Below are 19,439 nucleotides of genomic sequence, written 5' to 3'. Positions count from 1 at the left end.
GAGAGTCCTCTTGTTGTTATGAGCTGCACGGGTTTCAGGCTTGAATATGCCGGGTCCGGTACTCGGCATAGTCTCGTTGCAAAATCTCTTCGCTGAGGCCGAACTGGCCGGGGCTGTAGTGATGAACCGCACGTTTTTCACGCCCGTTTACGTGCAGCCATTGCGCCATGGCGGACCGGGTCTGCGGTGTCAACTGGAGGCCGGCAAACTGATAGATCCTTTCGACGACAGCCTGCGGCTCGGCCACCGTGTCTTCGAAGTGCACATCCAGGAAACGCTCCGGGGGCATACGCTCGCGGACGGCCATCGCATGGCGCAACGCACGTGCCATACGGCGGTTCCACTGCTCTCCTACGGCCTCGGCATCGGCCTTGTCGCTGTAGAGCAACCACAGGGTATGGATAAAGCTGGCCAGCGACGGAATGGTCCTGGCGGGTTCGCGATGGGTGAGGACGACCTGTGCTTTTGGAAATACCTCGAACAGCAGCTCCAGGGTATGCAGGTGCTGCGGGCTTTTGAGCAGCCAGCGACGGCCAGGCTCGATGCCGCGACGTGCCTGCTGCCATTGCAGGAACTGCAGGGTTCGCTTGAGGTACCGATAGACCTGCGTCTGGTCCTGAGCGTCAAGCCAGGCGGTATAGCTGGGCACATTGACGTAGGAATCCATGGCGCACAGGAACGAGTGTTCCATCAGCATGAACTCTTCATCGGGCTGCTCGGCGTCCAGCGGGTGGATGGCCAGCAACTGCGGGAGGAACTCGATCATTCCCGCGACTTCGTCCCGTGCCCGGGCGATGCGCTTGAGTGGCTGCTCCAGTGTTTCACCGGGCAAGGGTGCGGGGTAACGGGTTTCCCACCACAACGCCTTGCTGAACTGCGGGTCCACCGCCAGTGTGCGCTGCAGCAGTGTAGTGCCGGTGCGCGGCAGGCCGACGATCACCAAGGGGTCATCGATGGCTTGCTCAAGGATCTCCGGGTGGCGCCGCAGGTGGTCCTCCATGACCAGGCGGTTGACCAGTTGCCCCAGCAGTTTTTCCCGCAACAGGCCCCGCCCGGCGGGCGACAGGCACGCTTCGTTGTTCAGGGCGTCGGCCAATACCCGCAGGCCCTGGCGAAAATCGCCGGGACCGAAGTCGTCGAGTCCCCCGGAACGGGCGCGGGCTTCGGCCAGCAAGGCATCCAGGGTGAAATCATCGGCGCTCATCGCACAATCTCCTTCAACGCATCGAGCTTGACCACGCGCGTGGTCGGGTGCACGGGATGCTGCGCCCCCACCCAGCGCAAGCACAGGGTGCCGTGGGGATGGCTGGCGGTTTCCAGCCAATTATCAAGGCCCGGATCAACGCCGCAGAGCACCATGCGCAAGCGGCCATCGGCGTCCAGGCGCGCTGAATGCTTGTTCAGGCAGATGCGGTGGTAGCGGTAGTCCAGCGACTCCATCCAGTAGTTGTTGATCTGCACATTCCAGAAGTCGCAGTCAGGCACCTGATCGACCTCGATCAGCAAGGCCTCGTCCTCGGCCAGGGCCCAGTAGGAGTGGTAATAGAAAATGTTCGGGTCGCCCCCCACGGACTGGCACAGCGCCTGGTCGGCGGCTGGCAGTTGATTGGGATGGGCCTGGTAACCCTGGGCCCAATCGGCAAACAGTCGGGCGGTGTTCTCGACGAAACTGCCCACCCGCTGCAGGCTTTGCTGCAAGCGTGGCGCCGTCAGCGGCTCGGGTGCCTGCCCGGCATTCAGACGCTCTATTCGCAGTTGGGCCGGTTGCTCACTGCCACGGTCAAGAAACGTCTGGCGCACGATCAGGGCATTGCTCTGCGGTTCCAGCCGCAGCCAGTTGCCTTCAGCCGGCTGACGCTGGCTGAGGATGATGTCGAAGTGGCCCTCGGCATCCAGCGCCAGTGCCCCGGCATCGAGGAAGCCGGTCTGGATCATCTTGCCATCCGTCTCATACCCGCCCTTCTGGGAGCCGAAGCTGAGGTAGGCCACGCTGCCACGGTGACCGCTGACCCGGTACTCATGCTCGCCGTTCAGGCGCGCATAGCTGTACCGGTTATCCGGGTTATCGGCGCCGATTTTCGCGGTTTCATGGGAAGGGGTGATGAAGCCCGGAAAGTCCGGGTCAGCGAATTCCAGGTGCATTTCCAGGGCAATGCGCAGTAACCGGGTGAGATAACGAAAGCCTTCGGCACGGGTCTGCACATCGGCCGGCGCTTCGCGGCGCAGTATCTGCTCGCCACTGCGGCGCAATTGCTCGCAAAAGAGGTTCCAGCTCTCACCGCTGAGCACCTCCTGATCGATCCTGTCTGTAGCCATGTCTGCAACCATGTCGCTCTCCTCTGCCGGCGGACATCCCGCCGCTGCCAGTGACCTTAGGGAGTTCCCGCTTGCCGGTTCTTCGTCCGAGCGGACTAAGCGCCCGCCTAGTCCGCTCGGACGAGGAGCCGGGCATCCCGAGCGGGGAGGATCGCGCCTGAGCCCATGGCTTACTCCCGTCGCGATGCGTGGCGCGGAGTCACTCTCAGAGGAGTCACCCATGACCGCAGAGAAAAATCTGGTTCGTTCCGTCATCGTGGACATCGCCGCGCCCGCCGAACGGGTCTGGTCGATACTGATCGACCTGGCGCGTTATCCGCAGTGGAACCCCTATACCGTCAAGGTCGAGTCGAGCCTGGTACTTGGGGAGCCGGTCAACCTGTTCCTGCCCCATCCGGGACAACCGGGTGAATTGCTGCACGTGATCGAATACCTGGCGGACTTCGAGCCCCACCGACTGCTCGCCTGGGAGATGTATGCCACTGCCGACAATCCGGACGCTGCCCGCCGCGAGCAGCACATCGAGCGCACCGGTCCGGCCAGTTGCCGCTACCACACCACCGACCAGTTCCTCGGCGCGACCGCCGACCAGGTCATGGCCAATCATGGTCCCTGGGTGCAACAGGGCTTCGATGCCGTAGCCCGCGCCCTCAAGGTGCGTGCCGAGACGTTGTACGCGTCCGTCGCGTGACCTTCAGCCGCTGTCGCGTTCTTCGTCCGAGCAGACGAAGAAGCGCCAGCGGCGCTTTACCTACCTTGGAGGTCCGCCGGAGCCAAACCCGGCAGAAATCGAGGAGGTATCCGATGTTGACTCATCTGCAATGGCTGGAAGCGGAAAGCATCCAGATCATCCGCGAAGTGGTCGCCGAGTGTGAAAACCCGGTGATGCTCTATTCCATCGGCAAGGACAGCGCCGTGATGCTGCACCTGGCGATGAAGGCGTTTGCCCCGGGCAAACCGCCCTTCCCCTTGCTGCACGTGGACACCACCTGGAAGTTTCGCGAAATGATCACGTTCCGCGACCAGACGGCATCGCGCCTGGGGCTGGAACTGCTGGTGCACGTCAATCCCGAGGGCGTGGAAAAGGCCATCGATCCTTTTACCCACGGCTCGGCCCTGCATACCGACGTGTGGAAGACCCAAGGACTGAAGCAGGCCCTGGACCACTATGGATTCGACGCCGCTTTCGGCGGTGCCCGTCGTGATGAAGAGAAGTCGCGGGCCAAGGAACGGGTGTTCTCGCTGCGCTCCGAGCAGCATCGCTGGGACCCGAAACAGCAGCGCCCCGAGCTCTGGCGCTTGTACAACACACGCAAACGCAAGGGCGAAAGCCTGCGGGTATTCCCGTTGTCGAACTGGACCGAGCTGGATATCTGGCAATACATCTACCTCGAACAGATCCCCATCGTGCCGCTGTATTTCGCCAAGGAGCGCCCGGTGGTTCAGCGTGACGGCACGCTGATCATGGTCGACGACGAGCGCCTGCCGCTGCGACCGGGAGAAACGCCGCAAATGCGCAAGGTGCGTTTCCGCACGCTTGGCTGCTACCCGCTGACCGGCGCCATCGACAGCGATGCCGACAACCTGCCGGCGATCATCAGCGAAATGCTGGTCAGCCGTACTTCGGAACGCCAGGGTCGACTGATCGACAGCGATTCGGCCGGTTCCATGGAGAAAAAGAAGCAAGAGGGGTATTTCTGATGAGCGCGCTGAACGACACCTTCAATGGCGACCTGACGCCCTATCTGGAACAGCAACAGAACAAGCAACTGCTGCGTTTCATCACCTGTGGCAGCGTCGACGATGGCAAAAGCACCCTGATCGGCCGCCTGCTTTACGAGTCCAAGGTCCTGTTCGAGGACCAGCTTGGCCAACTCGAAGCCGACTCGAAAAAACTCGGCACCCAGGGCGACGAACTGGACTTCGCCCTGTTGGTCGACGGTTTGAGCGCCGAGCGTGAGCAAGGCATCACCATCGATGTCGCCTATCGGTTCTTCGCCACCGACAAACGCAAATTCATCGTCGCCGACACCCCCGGCCACGAGCAATACACCCGCAACATGGTCACTGGCGCCTCGACCGCCGACCTCGCGGTGATCCTCATCGATGCTCGCCAGGGCATCCTCACCCAAACCCGCCGGCACAGTTACCTGGTGTCCCTGCTGGGCATCCGCAAGGTCGTGGTGGCCATCAACAAACTGGACCTGGTGGACTATTCCCAAGCGGTGTTCGAACGCATCGAATCCGATTATCGTGCGTTCGCCTCGCAGATTGGCCTGCCCGACATCCAGTGCATCCCGCTCTCTGCGCTGCGCGGCGACAACATGCTGGAAGCCAGCCCGAACACCCCCTGGTACCAGGGGCCGACCCTGCTCCAGCATCTGGAAAACGTCCCCCTTGAGCAGGCTCGCCAGGTCGAGGCCGCGTTCCGCCTGCCCGTGCAATGGGTGAATCGGCCGAACCTCGATTTTCGTGGCTACTGCGGCAACGTCGCCGCGGGCAGCGTCAGCGTAGGGGATCGTATCCGGGTGCTCCCGTCGGGTCATCAGAGCGAGATCACCGGGATCTTGGGCAGCGCCGGGGAACAGCCACAGGCCCTGTGCGGCCAGGCTGTCACGCTGACACTCAAGGACGAAATCGATATCAGCCGCGGCGACATGATTGTCCTGGCCGATGCACCGGCGGCGGTTGCCGACCAGTTCGAGGCGACGCTGGTGTGGATGGACGAAGAGCCGATGTTGCCCGGGCGTCCCTACCTGATGAAGATCGGCTGCCGGACCGTCAGCATGAGCTGCGCCAGCCTCAAGCACCGGGTCGATGTGAACAGCCTGGAACACCTGGCGGCCAAAACCCTGGAGCTGAACGGTATTGGTGTGTGCAACTTGCACCTGGACCGGCCGATCGCCTTTGATGCTTATGCCGACAACCGCGATACGGGTGGATTCATCATTATCGACCGCTTGAGCAACCGGACGGTCGGCGCCGGCATGCTGCACTTCGCCTTGCGCCGCGCACAGAACGTGCACTGGCAGGCCGTCGACGTGAACCGCGAGGCACATGCGGCGCTCAAGGGGCAGTCGCCGCGAATCCTGTGGTTCACCGGGTTGTCCGGCGCAGGCAAGTCGACCATCGCCAACCTGGTGGAGCGCAAGCTGCATACCCTCGGCCGGCACACTTACCTGCTCGATGGCGACAATGTCCGCCATGGCCTGAATCGCGACCTGGGCTTTACCGAAGCCGACCGGGTGGAGAATATCCGCCGGGTCTCGGAAGTGGCGAAGCTGATGCTCGATGCCGGTCTGATCACCCTGGTGTCGTTCATCTCGCCGTTCCGTGCCGAGCGCGAGATGGCACGCCGCCTGGCAGGAGACGGTAATTTCCTGGAGATTTTCGTCGATGCGCCACTGGCCCTGGCCGAACAGCGCGACCCCAAGGGCCTGTACCAGAAAGCCCGGCGCGGCGAGTTGAAAAACTTCACCGGGATCGACTCACCTTATGAGCCGCCGGTAACGCCGGACATCCACATCGATACCCGCAACGAGTCGGCCGAAACCGCCGCCGAACGTATCGTCGAGGCACTGCTGGCACTGTAAAAGCCCATGAGCTCAGCGCTATGCCGGCATCAACCGGTGTAGCGCTGCCTATCACATGGCCCGACAACCCGCCTAAGCCAAACGGACGATTTTCCCGCCATAGGCGCGATCAATACTCGAACGACAACAACAAGCAGTAGCGAGGCGCATCCATGACCCTCTCTCTTCCGGTCTGTACGGACCTGCAGCCCAATACCGACATCCCGTCTGCAGAACTCAGCCGCTTGCTTGCGCTGGTCTATCAAGGCCCCCTTGAGTCGACACCCTGGTCCGGCCTGCTGGAAACCTTGCGTCAGCGTTTCGACGCCAGCTTCTTCACCCTGGTGCTTCGCAACCCCGACCATGAACGGCCGGGGCTGATCGTCAATGCATCGATTCATGGTCCCCTGCTGCCAGGCGAGCCGTTCTACAGCGAACAGTACTACGCAATCTGCCCCTTCATCGACTGGCCTGTCGAGCAGGTGGCCAGTGCCGATCAGGTACTGGGCACCGATGCCTGGCTGGCCCACGACTTCTACCGCAACTATCTGCAACCTCTGGATCTGCGCCACGTCCTGGTCGCCAACATGCGCACGCCCACGGGTATGCACTGCGCCTTGTTCGCCTGCCGCAACCACGCCGGCCGCGACTTCGATGCAGCGGAGATTGCCCTGATTCGCCTGCTCCTGCCGCACCTGCAACAAGCGGTGGACCTGCACTCGGCGGTAGAGCAACTGGACTCCGAACGCCAACTCTATGCCGCGACCATCGACCGGCTGATGGTGGGCACGGCGATCCTCGACGAAGACGGCAGAATGATGCGTTGCAACCGCGCCGCCCAGCGACTGTTCGACAGCCGTGACGGCCTGGAATGCCGACACGACAAGCTCTGTGCCTTCACCAGCCAGCAGAACCGCAATGTCCAGCAAGCCATCCAGGCCGTATTGAAACAACGCCAGCGTGGTCTCGACGACATCGAAGTGTTGACCCTGACCCGGCCAAGCGGCGAGATGCCACTCAATTTGCTGCTGCGCCCCATCCCACTGAGCTATCAATCGCGCAACGGCGCACGCCGGCCCGCCGTAGCGGTGTTCATCCGCGACCCGGCGGACTCACCGCAGGCATCGCGCAACCTGTTGCGCAGCCTGTTCCAGCTGACGCCGACCGAAACCGAAGTGGCCATGCTCGTCATGGACGGGCAAACCCTCGATGAAACAGCCCTCGCCCTCGGGGTTTCGCGCAACACGGTGCGTGCCCATTTGCGCGGGGTGTTCGCCAAGACCGGCGCCACCCGCCAGGCTCAATTGGTCAAGACATTGCTCAACAGTGTGGCGTCGCTTGGCTAGTTCAAAGGCTGTAGATCCGTATTTACTGCGTACACTCTGCAGAAAGCCATGTGCGCAGATCACGGGCCATGCATGTATCACACTGTGTCAGCGCGACGTCCCGATACACAGACTTTCATCCGGCCGCTGATCGGACACAGGCCGGATACGTTGCCGCGTTTCAATGCAAGCAAGGTTTGCAGGGGCTCAGACCGCCCCCTGCCCATGGCTGGTAATGGAGACATCCCATGAAGATGGCACTGCGCAACAGCAACACCGGCAAGACTCGCCGCCACCTGGTCGGCGCATCGATCCTCGCACTCAGCCTGTTCGGTGTGCTCGGCGCAGCCCATGGGCAAACGGCCGCCAGCGTGCAGCCGGCTGCGACCCCTGCCCAAACCACTCAGGCGGCGCCCTCTCCGTTCGGCCCGCTCAAGCATGTCAACGCCGGGCTGCTGGACGTAGCGTATGCCGAAACCGGCCCGGCCAACGGACCGGTGGTGATCCTGCTGCACGGCTGGCCGTACGACATTCACAGCTATGACGAGGTCGCGCCGCTGCTCGCCGCCAAGGGCTACCGGGTGTTGATGCCCTATGCGCGGGGCTATGGCGATACCCATTTCCTCTCCGACAAGACCCTGCGCAATGGCCAGCCGGCCGCGCTGGCCAGCGATGTCATCGACTTCATGGATGCGCTGAAGATCAAGCAAGCGGTGCTCGGTGGTTATGACTGGGGTGCGCGTTCGGCCGACATTGTCTCGGCGCTGTGGCCGGAGCGGGTCAAGGCGCTGGTCTCGGTCAGCGGTTATCTGATCGGCAACCAGGCGGCCGGCAAGAACCCGCTGCCGCCCAAGGCGGAACTGCAGTGGTGGTATCAGTTCTACTTCGCCACCGACCGCGGTCGCGCCGGTTACGCGAAAAACACCCACGACTTCGCCAAGCTGATCTGGCAACTGGCTTCACCGAAATGGGCGTTCGATGACGCCACCTTCGACCGCAGCGCCAAGGCGCTGGACAACCCGGACCATGTCGACATCACCGTGTTCAACTACCGCTGGCGCCTGGGCCTGGTCCAGGGTGAAAGCCGCTACGAAGCGCTGGAGCAGAAGCTGGCCACGGCGCCGTCCATCAGCGTGCCGACCATCACCCTTGAAGGCGATGCCAACGGCGCACCGCACCCGGCCCCCGAAGACTATGCCAAACGCTTCACCGGCAAATACGAGTTCCGGCTGATCAACGGCGGCATCGGCCACAACCTGCCGCAGGAAGACCCGCAGGCGTTTGCCAAGGCTGTGATCGATGCGGATCATCTTTGAGGGCGATCTGACATGGCACACAAAAACCCTGTGCGAGCCTGCTCGCGAGGGTCTCGAGAGCGCCGCGTTGAGCCAGCAAACAAGCGTCATCGTTAACGACCATCGCTGGCAAGCCAGCTCCTACAGAAGACCGCGTCTGTAGGAGCGAGCCTGCTCGCGATGGCCTCAAGAGCGCCGCGTTGAACCAGCAAACAAGCGTCATCGTTAACGACCATCGCTGGCAAGCCAGCTCCTACAGAAGACCGTGTCTGTAGGAGCGAGCCTGTTCGCGATGATCTCGAGAGCGCCGCGTTTAGCCAGTAAACAAGCGTCATCGTTAACGACCATCGCTGGCAAGCCAGCTCCCACAGAAGACCGCGTCTGTAGGAGCGAGCTTGCTCGCGATGGTCTCGAGAGCGCCGCGTTGAGCCAGTAAACAAGCGTCATCGTTAACGACCATCGCTGGCAAGCCAGCTCCCACAGCAGACCGCGTCTGTAGGAGCGAGCTTGCTCGCGATGGCCTCAAGAGCGCCGCGTTGAACCAGTAAACAAGCGTCATCGTTAACGACCATCGCTGGCAAGCCAGCTCCCACAGAAGACCGCGTCTGTAGGAGCGAGCCTGCTCGCGATGGTCTCGAGAGTGCCGCGTTTAGCCAGTAAACAAGCGTCATCGTTAACGACCATCGTTGGCAAGCCAGCTCCCACAGAAGAGCACAATTGTAGGAACCAGCTTGCTGGCGATGGACTCCAGTACGCCGCGTTTACCCAGTAAGCCAGCGTTATCGTTAACGACCATCGCGAGCAAGCTCGCTCCTACAGTAGACCTACTCGATACCGCACCAATAGTATGATAATTTGCACGAAATCGACCATCTCGTGGAGCGCCCGATCATGGGAACCGTACGAAAAACCATCACCGTGACTGACCAGCAAGACAACTGGATCAAAGCGCAGATAGAAGCGGGCCATTACACCAACGACAGCGAATGTATTCGCGATCTGATCCGTCGTGAACAGGAGCGCAGCGCTGAACTCGAAACGATTCGTGCCGCCCTTCGGGAAGGTGAATCCAGTGGAAAACCCCGCCCATTCGATCCAGCCGCATTCAAACAGAGAATGTTAACCGCGCATGGCTGAGTATCGTCTAACGCCTGCCGCAGAGGGCGACCTCGAGGCAATCTGGAGTTATACCGCTCGCCAGTGGGGCCTGGATCAGGCCAATCGCTACATTGACATCCTTACCTCAGCATTTGCGCAATTGGCCGAGCACCCGAAAAAAGCGCCGGCCTGCGACACTATCCGTCCTGGTTATCGGCGCTGCAGTGTGGAGCGGCACATGATCTATTTTCGAATCACGGCGTACGGAATTGCGATCATCAGGGTCCTTCATGATCGGATGGAAGCGCAGCGCAATCTCTGACGATCCATTTCGCACCCCGTGTAAGAACTGGACGAATGTATTGCTTCGACCAACCGCCATCGCGAGCAAGCTCGCTCCTACAGAGTCAGCAAGCCTGGGGTTGTTTGGCGGAAGGCAGCCGGAGTCGAACCTGCCCGGGAACGGATGCCGTCCCCAACCGGGTTTGAAGCCCGGCCGCGCCACCGGGCGCGATTGCCTTCCTTGAATTCCTGCCCCTGAATCAGGGCTCATTGCGCTGGGCCAACGCATTGTCCGGGCGAACCTGGCGACGATCGCCAAAACGCCGGGTCAGGCCGATGCGGTCGAAGTACTCCAGTATCTGGATACTGCGCTTGCGCCCCAGGCCCACCGCATCACGAAACGCCGCCACCTGGATCACCGGGTTGGCGTCCGCCAGTTGCAACAGCATAGCCGCCAATCGGCGAATCATGCTGTCGGTATAAAACAGGTCGCGCACCACTTGATGCATCAGCCCCAGGCGCGCCATTTTGCGCAGCAACCCGCGCACGGCCGCTTCCTCATGCCCCAGGTCGCGCACCCACGGCGGGTCGAATGCGGCCTGTTCGAACAGCGGTTGCAATTGCAGCCACAGGGCTTCGTCCTCTTCGCTCAAGCGCACCTGGTGCCCGGGCAGATGCAACCACGGGCCACTGCTGGCGATGTCGCCGCTGGCCAGCAACTCGTCAAGCAGGCTGATGAATGTCCCGCGTTCTTGAGTGCTGCCGGCAAATCGGCGCAAGCGATCGCGGTCCGGCCCCATCTGGTCCGGTTCGAGTTGATGAAAGCGTGCGAGCTGTTCCAGCACCGCGGCCTTCAAGGCCTGCCAACGGCTGGCACTGAACAGCAACGCGCCCTGGCGGGTGTCGATCAAGCGCACGTCAGCGGGCAACACCCAATGGCTGCGCGGTCGGTTGAACTGCCGCTCCAGATGCTGCGGATCGAGCCCGGTGTCGCTGTGGGCCAGCAATGCCGGCAAAACATCCTCCAGCCCGGTGCTGCTCGCCAGGGCCGCCAGCTGCGCCAAACGTTCGGGGCTGCGGCGTTGCCGGGTGGGTGCAAATGGATCGAGTACCCGACCGCCCCCCAAGGTACGTTGGGCACTCTGGTCGCGCAGGATCAGCCGATCGCCTTTCACCGCGTGCACCGGCGCATTGAGCAGCAGTTGGGCAAACATCCGCCCACCGGGCGCCAGGCTGGTGCCTTCGAGCAAGGCGACTCTGCCGGTGACGTCCTGGGTGCCGAGGTGCAGGTGCACCGGTTGAAAGTGTTCGAAGGCCCGGGATTCGCCGGCAAGCAACTGCATGTCGATGTCCAGGCGCTGGGTCGGCGCGTACAAGCCGTCGGCCAGCAACCAGTGACCGCGATGGATGTGCTCCAGCGCCAGCCGCTCGGCACTCAGGTTCAACGCCACGCGCTGGCCGGCACAGGCGCTGTCGGCGGCCTGGTTTTGCGCGTGCAGGCCGCGAATGCGCACCGGTTTGCCTTGTGGCCCCAACAGCAAGGTATCGCCCACCGCGACCTGGCCGGACAGCGCCGTACCGGTCACCACGATACCGGCCCCGGCCACGCTGAAGGCCCGATCGATCGCCAGGCGAAAACCACCCTCGGTATTGCGTTGCGACACTTCACCCTGGGCATCGAGCAACGCCTTGCGCAAGCTTTCGATGCCCTCGCCGGTCACGCTCGACAGTGCAATCAGCGGTGCATCGGAATAAGGCCCCGTTGCCAGTAACGCACCCACCTGCTCACGAACGGCCAGGACCCGGTCGCCATCGACCCTGTCGCATTTAGTAATCGCCACCAGCGCCCGCGGGATGCCGAGCAACTCGACGATCGCCAGGTGCTCGCGGGTCTGCGGCATCACCCCGTCATCGGCGGCCACCACCAGCAACACCAGATCGATGCCCTGTGCCCCGGCCAGCATGTTGTGGGTGAAACGTTCATGGCCGGGAACGTCGATGAAACCGGTCAGTGGCGCCTCCGGCTCCAGCGCGGCATACAGGTAGCCGAGGTCGATGGTCATGCCGCGCTCACGCTCCTCCCGGCGCCGGTCGCCCGCCTGCCCCGTCAGCGCCTGGAGCAGCGCCGTCTTGCCATGGTCGATGTGTCCTGCGGTGCCGACAATCACCCTGCCCGGCCCTCCACGTGCAATTGATCGAGCTGCGTCAGCCAGGCCGGTTCGTCGTCCAGTTGCCGCAGGTCCAGCCACAGGGCGTCATCGTCAATGCGCCCGAGCACCGCAATCGGCAAGGCGCGAAAGGCCTCCTCCAGATTCAGCAAGGATCGCCCGCGCAAACGCTTCGAGGTGAGTGGGCGAATGCACAGCGCCGCGCTGGCCAGCCGCGCCACCGGCTGGCTGCCGCTGCCGATCATGCCCAGTGACGGCATGGCGCTGACGCTCCAGCCGTCACCCAGCACGCGGGCCAGCGCCGGCTGCAAGCGCTCGGCCTGGGCGAGGATATCGGCCTGTGGCCGGGTCAACAGGCGCAGGCTTGGCAAACGCTCGGCCAGTCGGTCCGGATTTCGGTAGAGACCCAGCACCGCTTCCAGGGCCGCCAGGGTCATTTTGTCGACCCGCAGCGCCCGCTTGAGCGGGTTTTTCTTGATCCTCGCGATCAGGTCCTTGCGACCGACAATCAGCCCGGCTTGCGGGCCGCCGAGCAGTTTGTCGCCACTGAAGGTCACGATGTCCGCGCCATCCAGCAGCGCCTGGCGCACCGTCGGTTCGGCGGGCAGCCCCCAGCGGGTCAAGTCCAGCAGGCTGCCGCTGCCGAGGTCCTCGAGCAGTGGCAAATCGTACCGGTGGGCCAGTTGCGCCAGTTCCGCGGTCGGCACGCTCGTGGTGAAGCCTTGAATGCTGTAGTTGCTCGCGTGCACCCGCATGATCAAACCGCTGCGCGGGCCGATGGCGGCGTCGTAGTCGCGGGCATGGGTGCGGTTGGTGGTGCCCACCTCCACAAGCTTCACCCCGGCGCGGGCCATGATGTCGGGAATGCGGAAGGCGCCGCCGATTTCAATCAGTTCGCCCCGGGAAATAATCCCTTCCTTGCGCACCCCCAGGCTGTTGAGGGTCAGCAGCACCGCGGCGGCATTGTTGTTGACCACGGTCACCGCTTCGGCGCCGGTCAGCTCGCGGATCAAGCCTTCGATCAGGTCATCGCGATCGCCACGCTTGCCGCTGCGCAGGTCAAACTCCAGGTTGAGCGGATAACGCGCGGCCATTTGCACCGCCTCGATCGCTTCTTCGGGCAACAACGCCCGCCCGAGGTTGGTGTGCAGCACCGTGCCGGTGAGGTTGAACACCCGCCGCACATGGCTGCGATGCAAGATGGCCAATCGCTCGCCGACCCGGCCTGCCAACACCTCGGCGCTGACTTCTACAGGTTCGAGCAAACCCTGCCGTGCCCCTTCGCGCAACTCATCCAGCAACAGCCGCAAGGCACCCAGCAAGGCGTCGCGTCCATGGCGCTCGGCCAGCGGCCGGCACGCCGGGTGACGCAACAGACTGTCGATGGAAGGTAGACGCAGGGATGGGCTGGCACCGCGTGCAGACATCTGGCACTCCTGGAAACGAATGACCCTCGCGCCAGAGTGTAGACGCTGGGTTTATTCGTCTCCCGGCGCCAGCAGCAGATTCGGCGCCAGGCGCTGATAACCGTCCTGGGCCAGGCGCATGTCGAGCATCAGGCTGGACAGGTCGGCCGACAACGCTTCGGCATCCGCATCGTTTTCCAGATAGAGCAACTTCAGATAGCTGTTGCAACCGGGGCAAACCTCGGCGCGCAACGGCGCCTGGTTGGCGGCATGGCGATCATCTTCGAGGCTGAGGTATTCCAGGCCCTTGCTCTGCTCGCAATACACGCACTTGACCCGCACCACGTGCCACTCGCAGGCACACAGCGAACAGACCAGATAACGCAAGCCATTGTGCTTGCCGCGATGGCGGATGACCCCGGCCATGGCCGGCGAGCCGCAGGCCGGGCACTGGCTGAGGCTGTCGCCGGGTGTCAGTGCCAGGTTCGGCGTACTCAACAGCCAGTGGCTCCAGGCCGTCTGCAGCGCCGCACCGAGAAACGGCACCAGCGCGGCCGGTACCAGCGAATACTGGCCGCTGACCAGTGCCACTGCCCAGGCGCGGCGTTGCCCGGCACCGGCCAGGCGCAAGGTGTCCACGGCGTCGGCCACGGCGGATTGTGGCGGTGCGCCGTAGCGTTGCAACAAGGCATCGAGGTAAAGCTGCCAGTCGTCTTCGCGCGCCAGGCTGTCGGCTGCAAAGGGCGGCAAGCCGTGCTGCTGGCACAATTCGATGCGTTGCCGGTCAAGGGGTTCGCTTGACGGTGGGTCGTCCAGCACCTGTTGCTGTACCCGGCACAACCCGGCAATCAGGCGCAGGTAGTCGGCCAGCGGGTGCCCTTCGGCCAGGGTTTCCAGACGCTGGGCGCGCAGGCTGAACAGGTTGGGCGGTGGCAGGTACAGAAACGGCGGCGAACTGGCCGCCGCTTCGATTTCTCCAGGTTCGAGGATGGTTGGCAAATGTCAGCCCTTTTTGGTGATCGGTCGCGTAGGCGCTTCGTCGCGGGTCTCATCTTGAGTCACTTGGCGATACCAGAGTTCATGGTGCTTCCTGGCCCAGGCGCGGCTGACCCGGCCGTGCACCATGGCGCTGACCGAGCCCTTGATCCAGATGCCGGCGTAGATGTGCACGATGATGCTCAGGATCAGCACAAACCCGGCCAGTGCATGCAGCAACATTGCCCAGCGTATCGCGGTGATGCCGAAATACTCGCTGAAGTAGGCACGCCAGATCACCAGCCCGCTGAACAACAGCACCAGCATGCACAGCAGTAAAGTCCAGAACAGCAGCTTCTGCCCGGGGTTGTATTTGCCGATGGGCGGGACGCCCTCCTCTTCATTTTTCATCACCCGGTCGATGCGCCTGAGCCACAGGCGATCGTTGGCGATGAAGTAGTTGGCGCGCCAGAAGCGGAACACCAGGCCAAGGAACAGCAGGAACATCAGCACGCCCATGAACGGGTGCAGGATGCGTGTCCATGGCCCGCCGCCGAACAGGTTGCTCAGCCAGAACAGCGCCGGGTGGAACAGTGCCAATCCGGACAAACCAGCCATGAAGAACAGAATCGCCACCAGCCAGTGATTGGTGCGCTGGTTGCTGGTGTAGCGCAGGATCGTCTTGTTGCTCATGGCCTGCCCTCCCCACGGGGATCGAAGGTATGCACCGACGGATCGACTTCGTGCACGGCGTTGTCCAGCGGTTCGGGATGTTCATCCTCTTCGACGATTTGCGGGCCGACCCGCACGTAGTGGAAGAACCCGGCCAGCACCGCCGCGCCCATGGCCAGCAGCGCCAGGGGTTTGCTGATGCCTTTCCACAGCCCCACCAGCGGGCTGATCGCCGGGTGATCGGGCAAGCCGGCGTACAGCCTTGGCGTATCGGCATGGTGCAGCACGTACATCACGTGGGTGCCGCCGACGCCTTCGGGGTCGTACAGGCCGGCGTTTTCAAAACCACGGCTTTTCAGATCGACGATGCGTTCGGCTGCGTGCTCCTTCATGTCGTCCTTGGAGCCGAACACGATGGCACCGGTCGGGCAGGTTTTCACGCAGGCCGGTTCCAGCCCGACCGCCACCCGGTCCGAGCACAGGGTGCACTTGTAGGCCTTGTGATCCTTTTGCGAGATCCGTGGAATGTTGAACGGACACCCGGTAATGCAGTAACCGCAGCCGATGCAGTGGTCCTGATCGAAATCGACGATGCCGTTGGCGTGCTTGATGATCGCCCCGGGACTGGGGCATGCCGCCAGACAACCGGGCTCGGCGCAGTGCATGCAGCCGTCCTTGCGGATCAGCCACTCCAGGTTGCCGGCGTCGGTCTCGTGCTCGGTGAAGCGCATCAGCGTCCAGGTTTCGGCGCTGAGGTCCTGCGGGTTTTCGTAGGTACCGTGGTTGTGGCCGACCTCATCGCGCAGATCGTTCCATTCCGAGCAGGCAACCTGGCAGGCCTTGCAGCCAATGCATTTGGTGGTGTCGATCAGCTTGGCGACTTCCTCCATGCCGCGAACCGAGGGCGCGGGCGTGGTGGTGGCCGAGCGGGCAATGATGTCTTGGCTGGCCATTTAGACTTTCTCCACGTTGACCAGGAATGACTTGGATTCCGGGGTCTGTGTGTTGCCATCGCCGAGGAACGGCACCAGGGTGTTGGTCAGGTAACCGTGCCGCGTGAGCCCGGTAAAGCCCCAGTGCAGGGGAATGCCGATCTGGTGCACCACCTGATTGTTGACCTGCAGCGGACGAATCCGCTTGGTCACCACCGCCACCGCTTCGATGAAGCCACGCTTGCTGCTGACCCTTACCCGGTCGCCTGCGACTATGCCTTTTTCCTTGGCCAGCACTTCGCCGATTTCCACGAACTGCTCGGGCTGGACGATCGCGTTGAGCTTGCAATGCTTGCTCCAGAAGTGGAAATGCTCGGTCAGCCGGTAACTGGTGGCGGCGTACGGGTAATCCTTGGCCACACCGAGGGTGTCCCACACCGAATCGAAGATCCGTGCTGCCGGGTTGCTGGTGGCTTTCTTGTTTTGCGGGTGCAGCGGATTGATGCCGATCGGGGTTTCGAACGGCTCGTAGTGCTCGGGAAACGGACCTTCGTTCATCTTGTCGACGGCGAAGAATCGCGCCACGCCTTCGGGGTTCATGATGAACGGATTCATCCCGGCTTCCGGTGGCACGTCGGCCTTGTAGTCCGGTACATCGGTACCGGCCCAGGCTTTGCCATTCCACCACACCAGGCGTTTTTTCGGATCCCACGGCTTGCCTTGCAGGTCCGCCGAGGCGCGGTTGTAGAGGATCCGCCGGTTGGCCGGCCAGGCCCAGGCCCAGCCCTGATGCTGGTGCATGCCATACGGGTCGTTGTTGTCGCGGCGGGCCATCTGGTTGCCCAGTTCGGTCCAGCTGCCACAGAAAATCCAGCAACCGGACGCCGTACTGCCGTCATCCTTGAGCTGGCCGAAACCTGCCAGTTGCGTATTGGCCTTGATCGCCGCGCCGGTGGCATCGGTGAAGTCGGCCGTCGCCGAGCCGTTGATTTCCTTGGCCAGTTCCTCCGGCGAAGGCTCGTCGGGGATCTTGTACGGCCACGTCAACTTGAGCAGCGGGTCGGGGTACTTGCCGCCATCGGCCTGATAACGCTGGCGCAGACGCAGGAACAATTCGCTCATGATCCGCACGTCGGTGCGCGCTTCGCCAGGGCCGTCGGCGCCTTTCCAGTGCCATTGCAGCCAGCGACTGCTGTTGACCAGCGAACCGTCTTCCTCGGCAAAACAGGTGGTGGGCAGGCGGATGACTTCGGTCTGGATGTCGGCGCTGTTCACGTCGTTGTACGGCCCGACCTTTTGCCAGAACTCGGAAGTCTCTGTGGCCAGTGGGTCCATCACCACCAGCCATTTCAGCTTGGCCAGTGCCGCCATCACGCGGTTTTTGTCTGGCAACGCGGCGATAGGGTTGAAGCCCTGGCACATGTAGCCGTTCACCTTGCCTTGCCCCATCAGGTCGAACACCTTGAGGATGTCGTACTGGGGAATGTCCAGTTTCGGCAGGTAGTCGTAAGCCCAGTTGTTCTCGGCGGTGGCGTTGGCGCCGTACCAGGACTTCATCAGGCTGACGTGGAACTTGCTGTAGTTCTGCCAGTAGGACAGTTGCCCAGGCCGCAACGGCTTCTGCGTACGCTTGACGATGTAGGCGTTGTAATCCTGTTCGGCATCGCCGGGTAGCGTGAGGTAGCCCGGCAGTGAGTTGGACAGCAGCCCCAGGTCGGTCAGCCCCTGGATATTGGAGTGTCCGCGCAAGGCGTTCACGCCCCCGCCCGGCATGCCGACGTTGCCCAGCAACAGTTGCACCATCGCCGCGCTGCGGATCATCTGCGCGCCAATCGAGTGCTGGGTCCAGCCCAGCGCATAGAGGATGGTCATGGTCTTGCCCGGCGTCGAGCAAGTGGCGATTTCCTCCCAGATTTTCTGCATGGCATCGACCGGCATGCCGCAGATCTGGCTCGCCAGTTCCCGGGTGTAACGGCTGTAATGCTGCTTCATCAATTGATAGACGCAGCGCGGGTCCTGCAGGGTCGGGTCGACCTTGGCAAAACCGTCTTCACCGAGCTCATAGCCCCAGCCGGATTTGTCGGTGTAGAGGCGCTTGGCCGCGTCGTAGCCGCTGAAAATCCCGTCCTCGAAGCCATAGCCGGCTTTGACGATGAACGACACGTCGGTGTAGTTGCGCACGTACTCGTGCTGGATCTTGTCTTCGGTCAGCAGGTAGTTGATCAGCCCGCCCATGAAGGCGATGTCGGTGCCGGTACGGATCGGCGCGTAATAGTCGGCCACCGAGGCGGTGCGGGTAAAACGCGGGTCGACCACGATCAGCCGCGCCTTGTTGTGCGCCTTGGCTTCGGTCACCCATTTGAAGCCGCACGGGTGCGCTTCTGCTGCGTTGCCGCCCATCACCAGAACCAGATTCGCGTTGGCGATATCGGTCCAGGTATTGGTCATGGCACCACGGCCGTACGTCGGGGCAAGACTTGCCACCGTCGGGCCGTGTCAGACACGCGCCTGGTTATCGAACCCCAGCATGCCGAGGCTGCGCACCACCTTGTGGGTGATGTAGCCCGCTTCATTGGACGCCGCCGATGCCGCGAGGAAGCCGGTGGTCAGCCAGCGGTTCACCGTTTGCCCCTGGGCGTTCTTCTCGATGAAGTTGGCGTCGCGGTCGGCCTTCATCAGGTTGGCGACGCGATCGAGGGCTTCATCCCAGGAGATGCGCGTCCACTCAGTGCTGCCGGGTTTGCGCACCTGCGGGTATTGCAGGCGGCCGGGACTGTGAATGAAATCCAGCAGGCCCGCGCCTTTGGGGCACAGGGTGCCGCGGTTGACCGGGTGGTCGGCGTCACCTTCGATGTGGATGATGTTTTGCGCGACATTCTTCGCCGCATCGCCCTGGCTGTACATGATCAAGCCGCAACCGACCGAGCAATACGGGCAGGTGTTGCGGGTTTCATGGGTGTGGGCGAGCTTGAAGTGACGCACCTGTTCGGCAAAGGCAAGCGTCGGGGCCATGCCCAACGCACCCAGGCTAGAGCCTGCAAGGCCGATACCGGCGACCTTGAAGAACTGACGACGGCTGAGATCCATCGTGCACTCCTGATCAGGTGGAACCCGGTACATGGCCGGGCTTTTTTGAACAACCACGGTCGCGGCAGTCTGGCTGCCGACAGTTGAATTTTAGACAGGGCTGTCGAATTCGCCATGAGAACCGACCGTCGGGCAACGGCCATCCGCCGCCCGAAACCGCAACTCGTCACCCTGTAGGAGCTGCCGAAGGCTGCGATCTTTTGATCCTGATCTTAAAAAACAAGATCAAAAGATCGCAGCCTTCGGCAGCTCCTACACAAGCAGGCTCGCTCCTGCGGGGATTGGCGCTTATCATGGCCGGCATGATTAAC

The 19,439-nt window shown here is 62.7% G+C and carries 15 protein-coding genes and 1 tRNA gene; 7 read left to right on the top strand and 9 right to left on the bottom strand.

Features of this window, described 5'->3' with window-relative positions; translation table 11 throughout:
* Positions 1 to 34: 34 nt before the first annotated feature.
* Positions 35 to 1,204 (bottom strand): sulfotransferase family protein, encoded by a 1,170-nt coding sequence (locus tag ACEN83_RS14810; protein WP_495580758.1) that lies wholly within the window; start codon positions 1,202 to 1,204, stop codon positions 35 to 37.
* Positions 1,201 to 2,328, bottom strand: coding sequence for a DUF1214 domain-containing protein (locus ACEN83_RS14805; RefSeq protein WP_495580757.1), 1,128 nt, complete (start codon positions 2,326 to 2,328; stop codon positions 1,201 to 1,203). Before ACEN83_RS14805 ends, ACEN83_RS14810 begins: the two co-directional genes overlap by 4 nt.
* 208 nt (positions 2,329 to 2,536) lie before the next feature.
* Between ACEN83_RS14805 and ACEN83_RS14800 the strand changes: the two genes are divergently transcribed.
* The 7 genes from ACEN83_RS14800 to ACEN83_RS14770 all read left to right on the top strand — a co-directional run bounded on the left by ACEN83_RS14800 (position 2,537) and on the right by ACEN83_RS14770 (position 9,928).
* On the top strand, positions 2,537 to 3,007 hold the full coding sequence (locus ACEN83_RS14800) for an SRPBCC domain-containing protein (RefSeq protein WP_495580756.1): 471 nt from the start codon (positions 2,537 to 2,539) through the stop codon (positions 3,005 to 3,007).
* Between the two features lie 65 nt (positions 3,008 to 3,072).
* Positions 3,073 to 4,017 carry a sulfate adenylyltransferase subunit CysD gene (gene cysD / locus ACEN83_RS14795; protein ID WP_173900840.1) on the top strand — a complete coding sequence of 315 codons (945 nt, stop codon included), beginning with the start codon at positions 3,073 to 3,075 and terminating at the stop codon, positions 4,015 to 4,017.
* Positions 4,017 to 5,909 (top strand): sulfate adenylyltransferase subunit CysN, encoded by a 1,893-nt coding sequence (gene cysN / locus ACEN83_RS14790; protein ID WP_495580755.1) that lies wholly within the window; start codon positions 4,017 to 4,019, stop codon positions 5,907 to 5,909. Before cysD ends, cysN begins: the two co-directional genes overlap by 1 nt.
* 152 nt (positions 5,910 to 6,061) lie before the next feature.
* The gene (locus tag ACEN83_RS14785) at positions 6,062 to 7,234 is read left to right on the top strand and encodes a helix-turn-helix transcriptional regulator (protein WP_495580754.1); all 1,173 of its coding nucleotides are present in this window, start codon (positions 6,062 to 6,064) and stop codon (positions 7,232 to 7,234) included.
* Between the two features lie 227 nt (positions 7,235 to 7,461).
* Positions 7,462 to 8,529 (top strand): alpha/beta fold hydrolase, encoded by a 1,068-nt coding sequence (locus ACEN83_RS14780; RefSeq protein WP_495580753.1) that lies wholly within the window; start codon positions 7,462 to 7,464, stop codon positions 8,527 to 8,529.
* A gap of 870 nt (positions 8,530 to 9,399) precedes the next feature.
* Positions 9,400 to 9,645, top strand: coding sequence for a type II toxin-antitoxin system ParD family antitoxin (locus tag ACEN83_RS14775; RefSeq protein ID WP_495580752.1), 246 nt, complete (start codon positions 9,400 to 9,402; stop codon positions 9,643 to 9,645).
* Entirely contained in the window at positions 9,638 to 9,928 is a 291-nt protein-coding gene (locus tag ACEN83_RS14770) for a type II toxin-antitoxin system RelE/ParE family toxin (protein WP_007980938.1), read from the top strand. Before ACEN83_RS14775 ends, ACEN83_RS14770 begins: the two co-directional genes overlap by 8 nt.
* Positions 9,929 to 10,033: 105 nt before the next feature.
* Here the strand turns inward: ACEN83_RS14770 and ACEN83_RS14765 are convergent.
* The 7 genes from ACEN83_RS14765 to fdnG form a co-directional block, all read right to left on the bottom strand.
* Positions 10,034 to 10,129: transfer RNA gene (locus ACEN83_RS14765), tRNA-Sec, on the bottom strand.
* A 19-nt stretch (positions 10,130 to 10,148) separates the two neighbouring features.
* Positions 10,149 to 12,056, bottom strand: coding sequence for a selenocysteine-specific translation elongation factor (gene selB, locus ACEN83_RS14760; protein ID WP_495580751.1), 1,908 nt, complete (start codon positions 12,054 to 12,056; stop codon positions 10,149 to 10,151).
* Positions 12,053 to 13,483, bottom strand: a complete 1,431-nt coding sequence (selA, locus tag ACEN83_RS14755) for an L-seryl-tRNA(Sec) selenium transferase (protein ID WP_495580750.1) — start codon at positions 13,481 to 13,483, stop codon at positions 12,053 to 12,055. Before selA ends, selB begins: the two co-directional genes overlap by 4 nt.
* A 51-nt stretch (positions 13,484 to 13,534) precedes the next feature.
* The gene (gene fdhE, locus ACEN83_RS14750; RefSeq protein ID WP_495580749.1) at positions 13,535 to 14,461 is read right to left on the bottom strand and encodes a formate dehydrogenase accessory protein FdhE; all 927 of its coding nucleotides are present in this window, start codon (positions 14,459 to 14,461) and stop codon (positions 13,535 to 13,537) included.
* A 3-nt stretch (positions 14,462 to 14,464) separates the two neighbouring features.
* Positions 14,465 to 15,130, bottom strand: coding sequence for a formate dehydrogenase subunit gamma (locus ACEN83_RS14745; RefSeq protein WP_258687012.1), 666 nt, complete (start codon positions 15,128 to 15,130; stop codon positions 14,465 to 14,467).
* Positions 15,127 to 16,062 carry a formate dehydrogenase subunit beta gene (fdxH, locus tag ACEN83_RS14740; RefSeq protein ID WP_495580748.1) on the bottom strand — a complete coding sequence of 312 codons (936 nt, stop codon included), beginning with the start codon at positions 16,060 to 16,062 and terminating at the stop codon, positions 15,127 to 15,129. Before fdxH ends, ACEN83_RS14745 begins: the two co-directional genes overlap by 4 nt.
* Positions 16,063 to 19,128 (bottom strand): formate dehydrogenase-N subunit alpha, encoded by a 3,066-nt coding sequence (fdnG, locus tag ACEN83_RS14735; RefSeq protein WP_495580747.1) that lies wholly within the window; start codon positions 19,126 to 19,128, stop codon positions 16,063 to 16,065.
* Between the last annotated feature and the right edge of the window lie 311 nt (positions 19,129 to 19,439).

This window comes from Pseudomonas sp. Pseusp49 (assembly GCF_059491875.1).
This window is presented reverse-complemented; position numbering and strand designations above follow the sequence as displayed.

What these genes read in the sequence shown, in the direction of transcription:
- ACEN83_RS14810 (WP_495580758.1), bottom strand. Translation starts at nt 1,204, where the DNA reads ATGAGCGCCGATGATTTCACCCTGGATGCCTTGCTGGCCGAAGCCCGC.
- ACEN83_RS14785 (WP_495580754.1), top strand. Translation starts at nt 6,062, where the DNA reads ATGACCCTCTCTCTTCCGGTCTGTACGGACCTGCAGCCCAATACCGAC.
- selA (WP_495580750.1), bottom strand. Translation starts at nt 13,483, where the DNA reads ATGTCTGCACGCGGTGCCAGCCCATCCCTGCGTCTACCTTCCATCGAC.
- ACEN83_RS14780 (WP_495580753.1), top strand. Translation starts at nt 7,462, where the DNA reads ATGAAGATGGCACTGCGCAACAGCAACACCGGCAAGACTCGCCGCCAC.
- ACEN83_RS14805 (WP_495580757.1), bottom strand. Translation starts at nt 2,328, where the DNA reads ATGGTTGCAGACATGGCTACAGACAGGATCGATCAGGAGGTGCTCAGC.
- fdxH (WP_495580748.1), bottom strand. Translation starts at nt 16,062, where the DNA reads ATGGCCAGCCAAGACATCATTGCCCGCTCGGCCACCACCACGCCCGCG.
- ACEN83_RS14745 (WP_258687012.1), bottom strand. Translation starts at nt 15,130, where the DNA reads ATGAGCAACAAGACGATCCTGCGCTACACCAGCAACCAGCGCACCAAT.
- ACEN83_RS14770 (WP_007980938.1), top strand. Translation starts at nt 9,638, where the DNA reads ATGGCTGAGTATCGTCTAACGCCTGCCGCAGAGGGCGACCTCGAGGCA.
- cysN (WP_495580755.1), top strand. Translation starts at nt 4,017, where the DNA reads ATGAGCGCGCTGAACGACACCTTCAATGGCGACCTGACGCCCTATCTG.
- ACEN83_RS14775 (WP_495580752.1), top strand. Translation starts at nt 9,400, where the DNA reads ATGGGAACCGTACGAAAAACCATCACCGTGACTGACCAGCAAGACAAC.
- ACEN83_RS14800 (WP_495580756.1), top strand. Translation starts at nt 2,537, where the DNA reads ATGACCGCAGAGAAAAATCTGGTTCGTTCCGTCATCGTGGACATCGCC.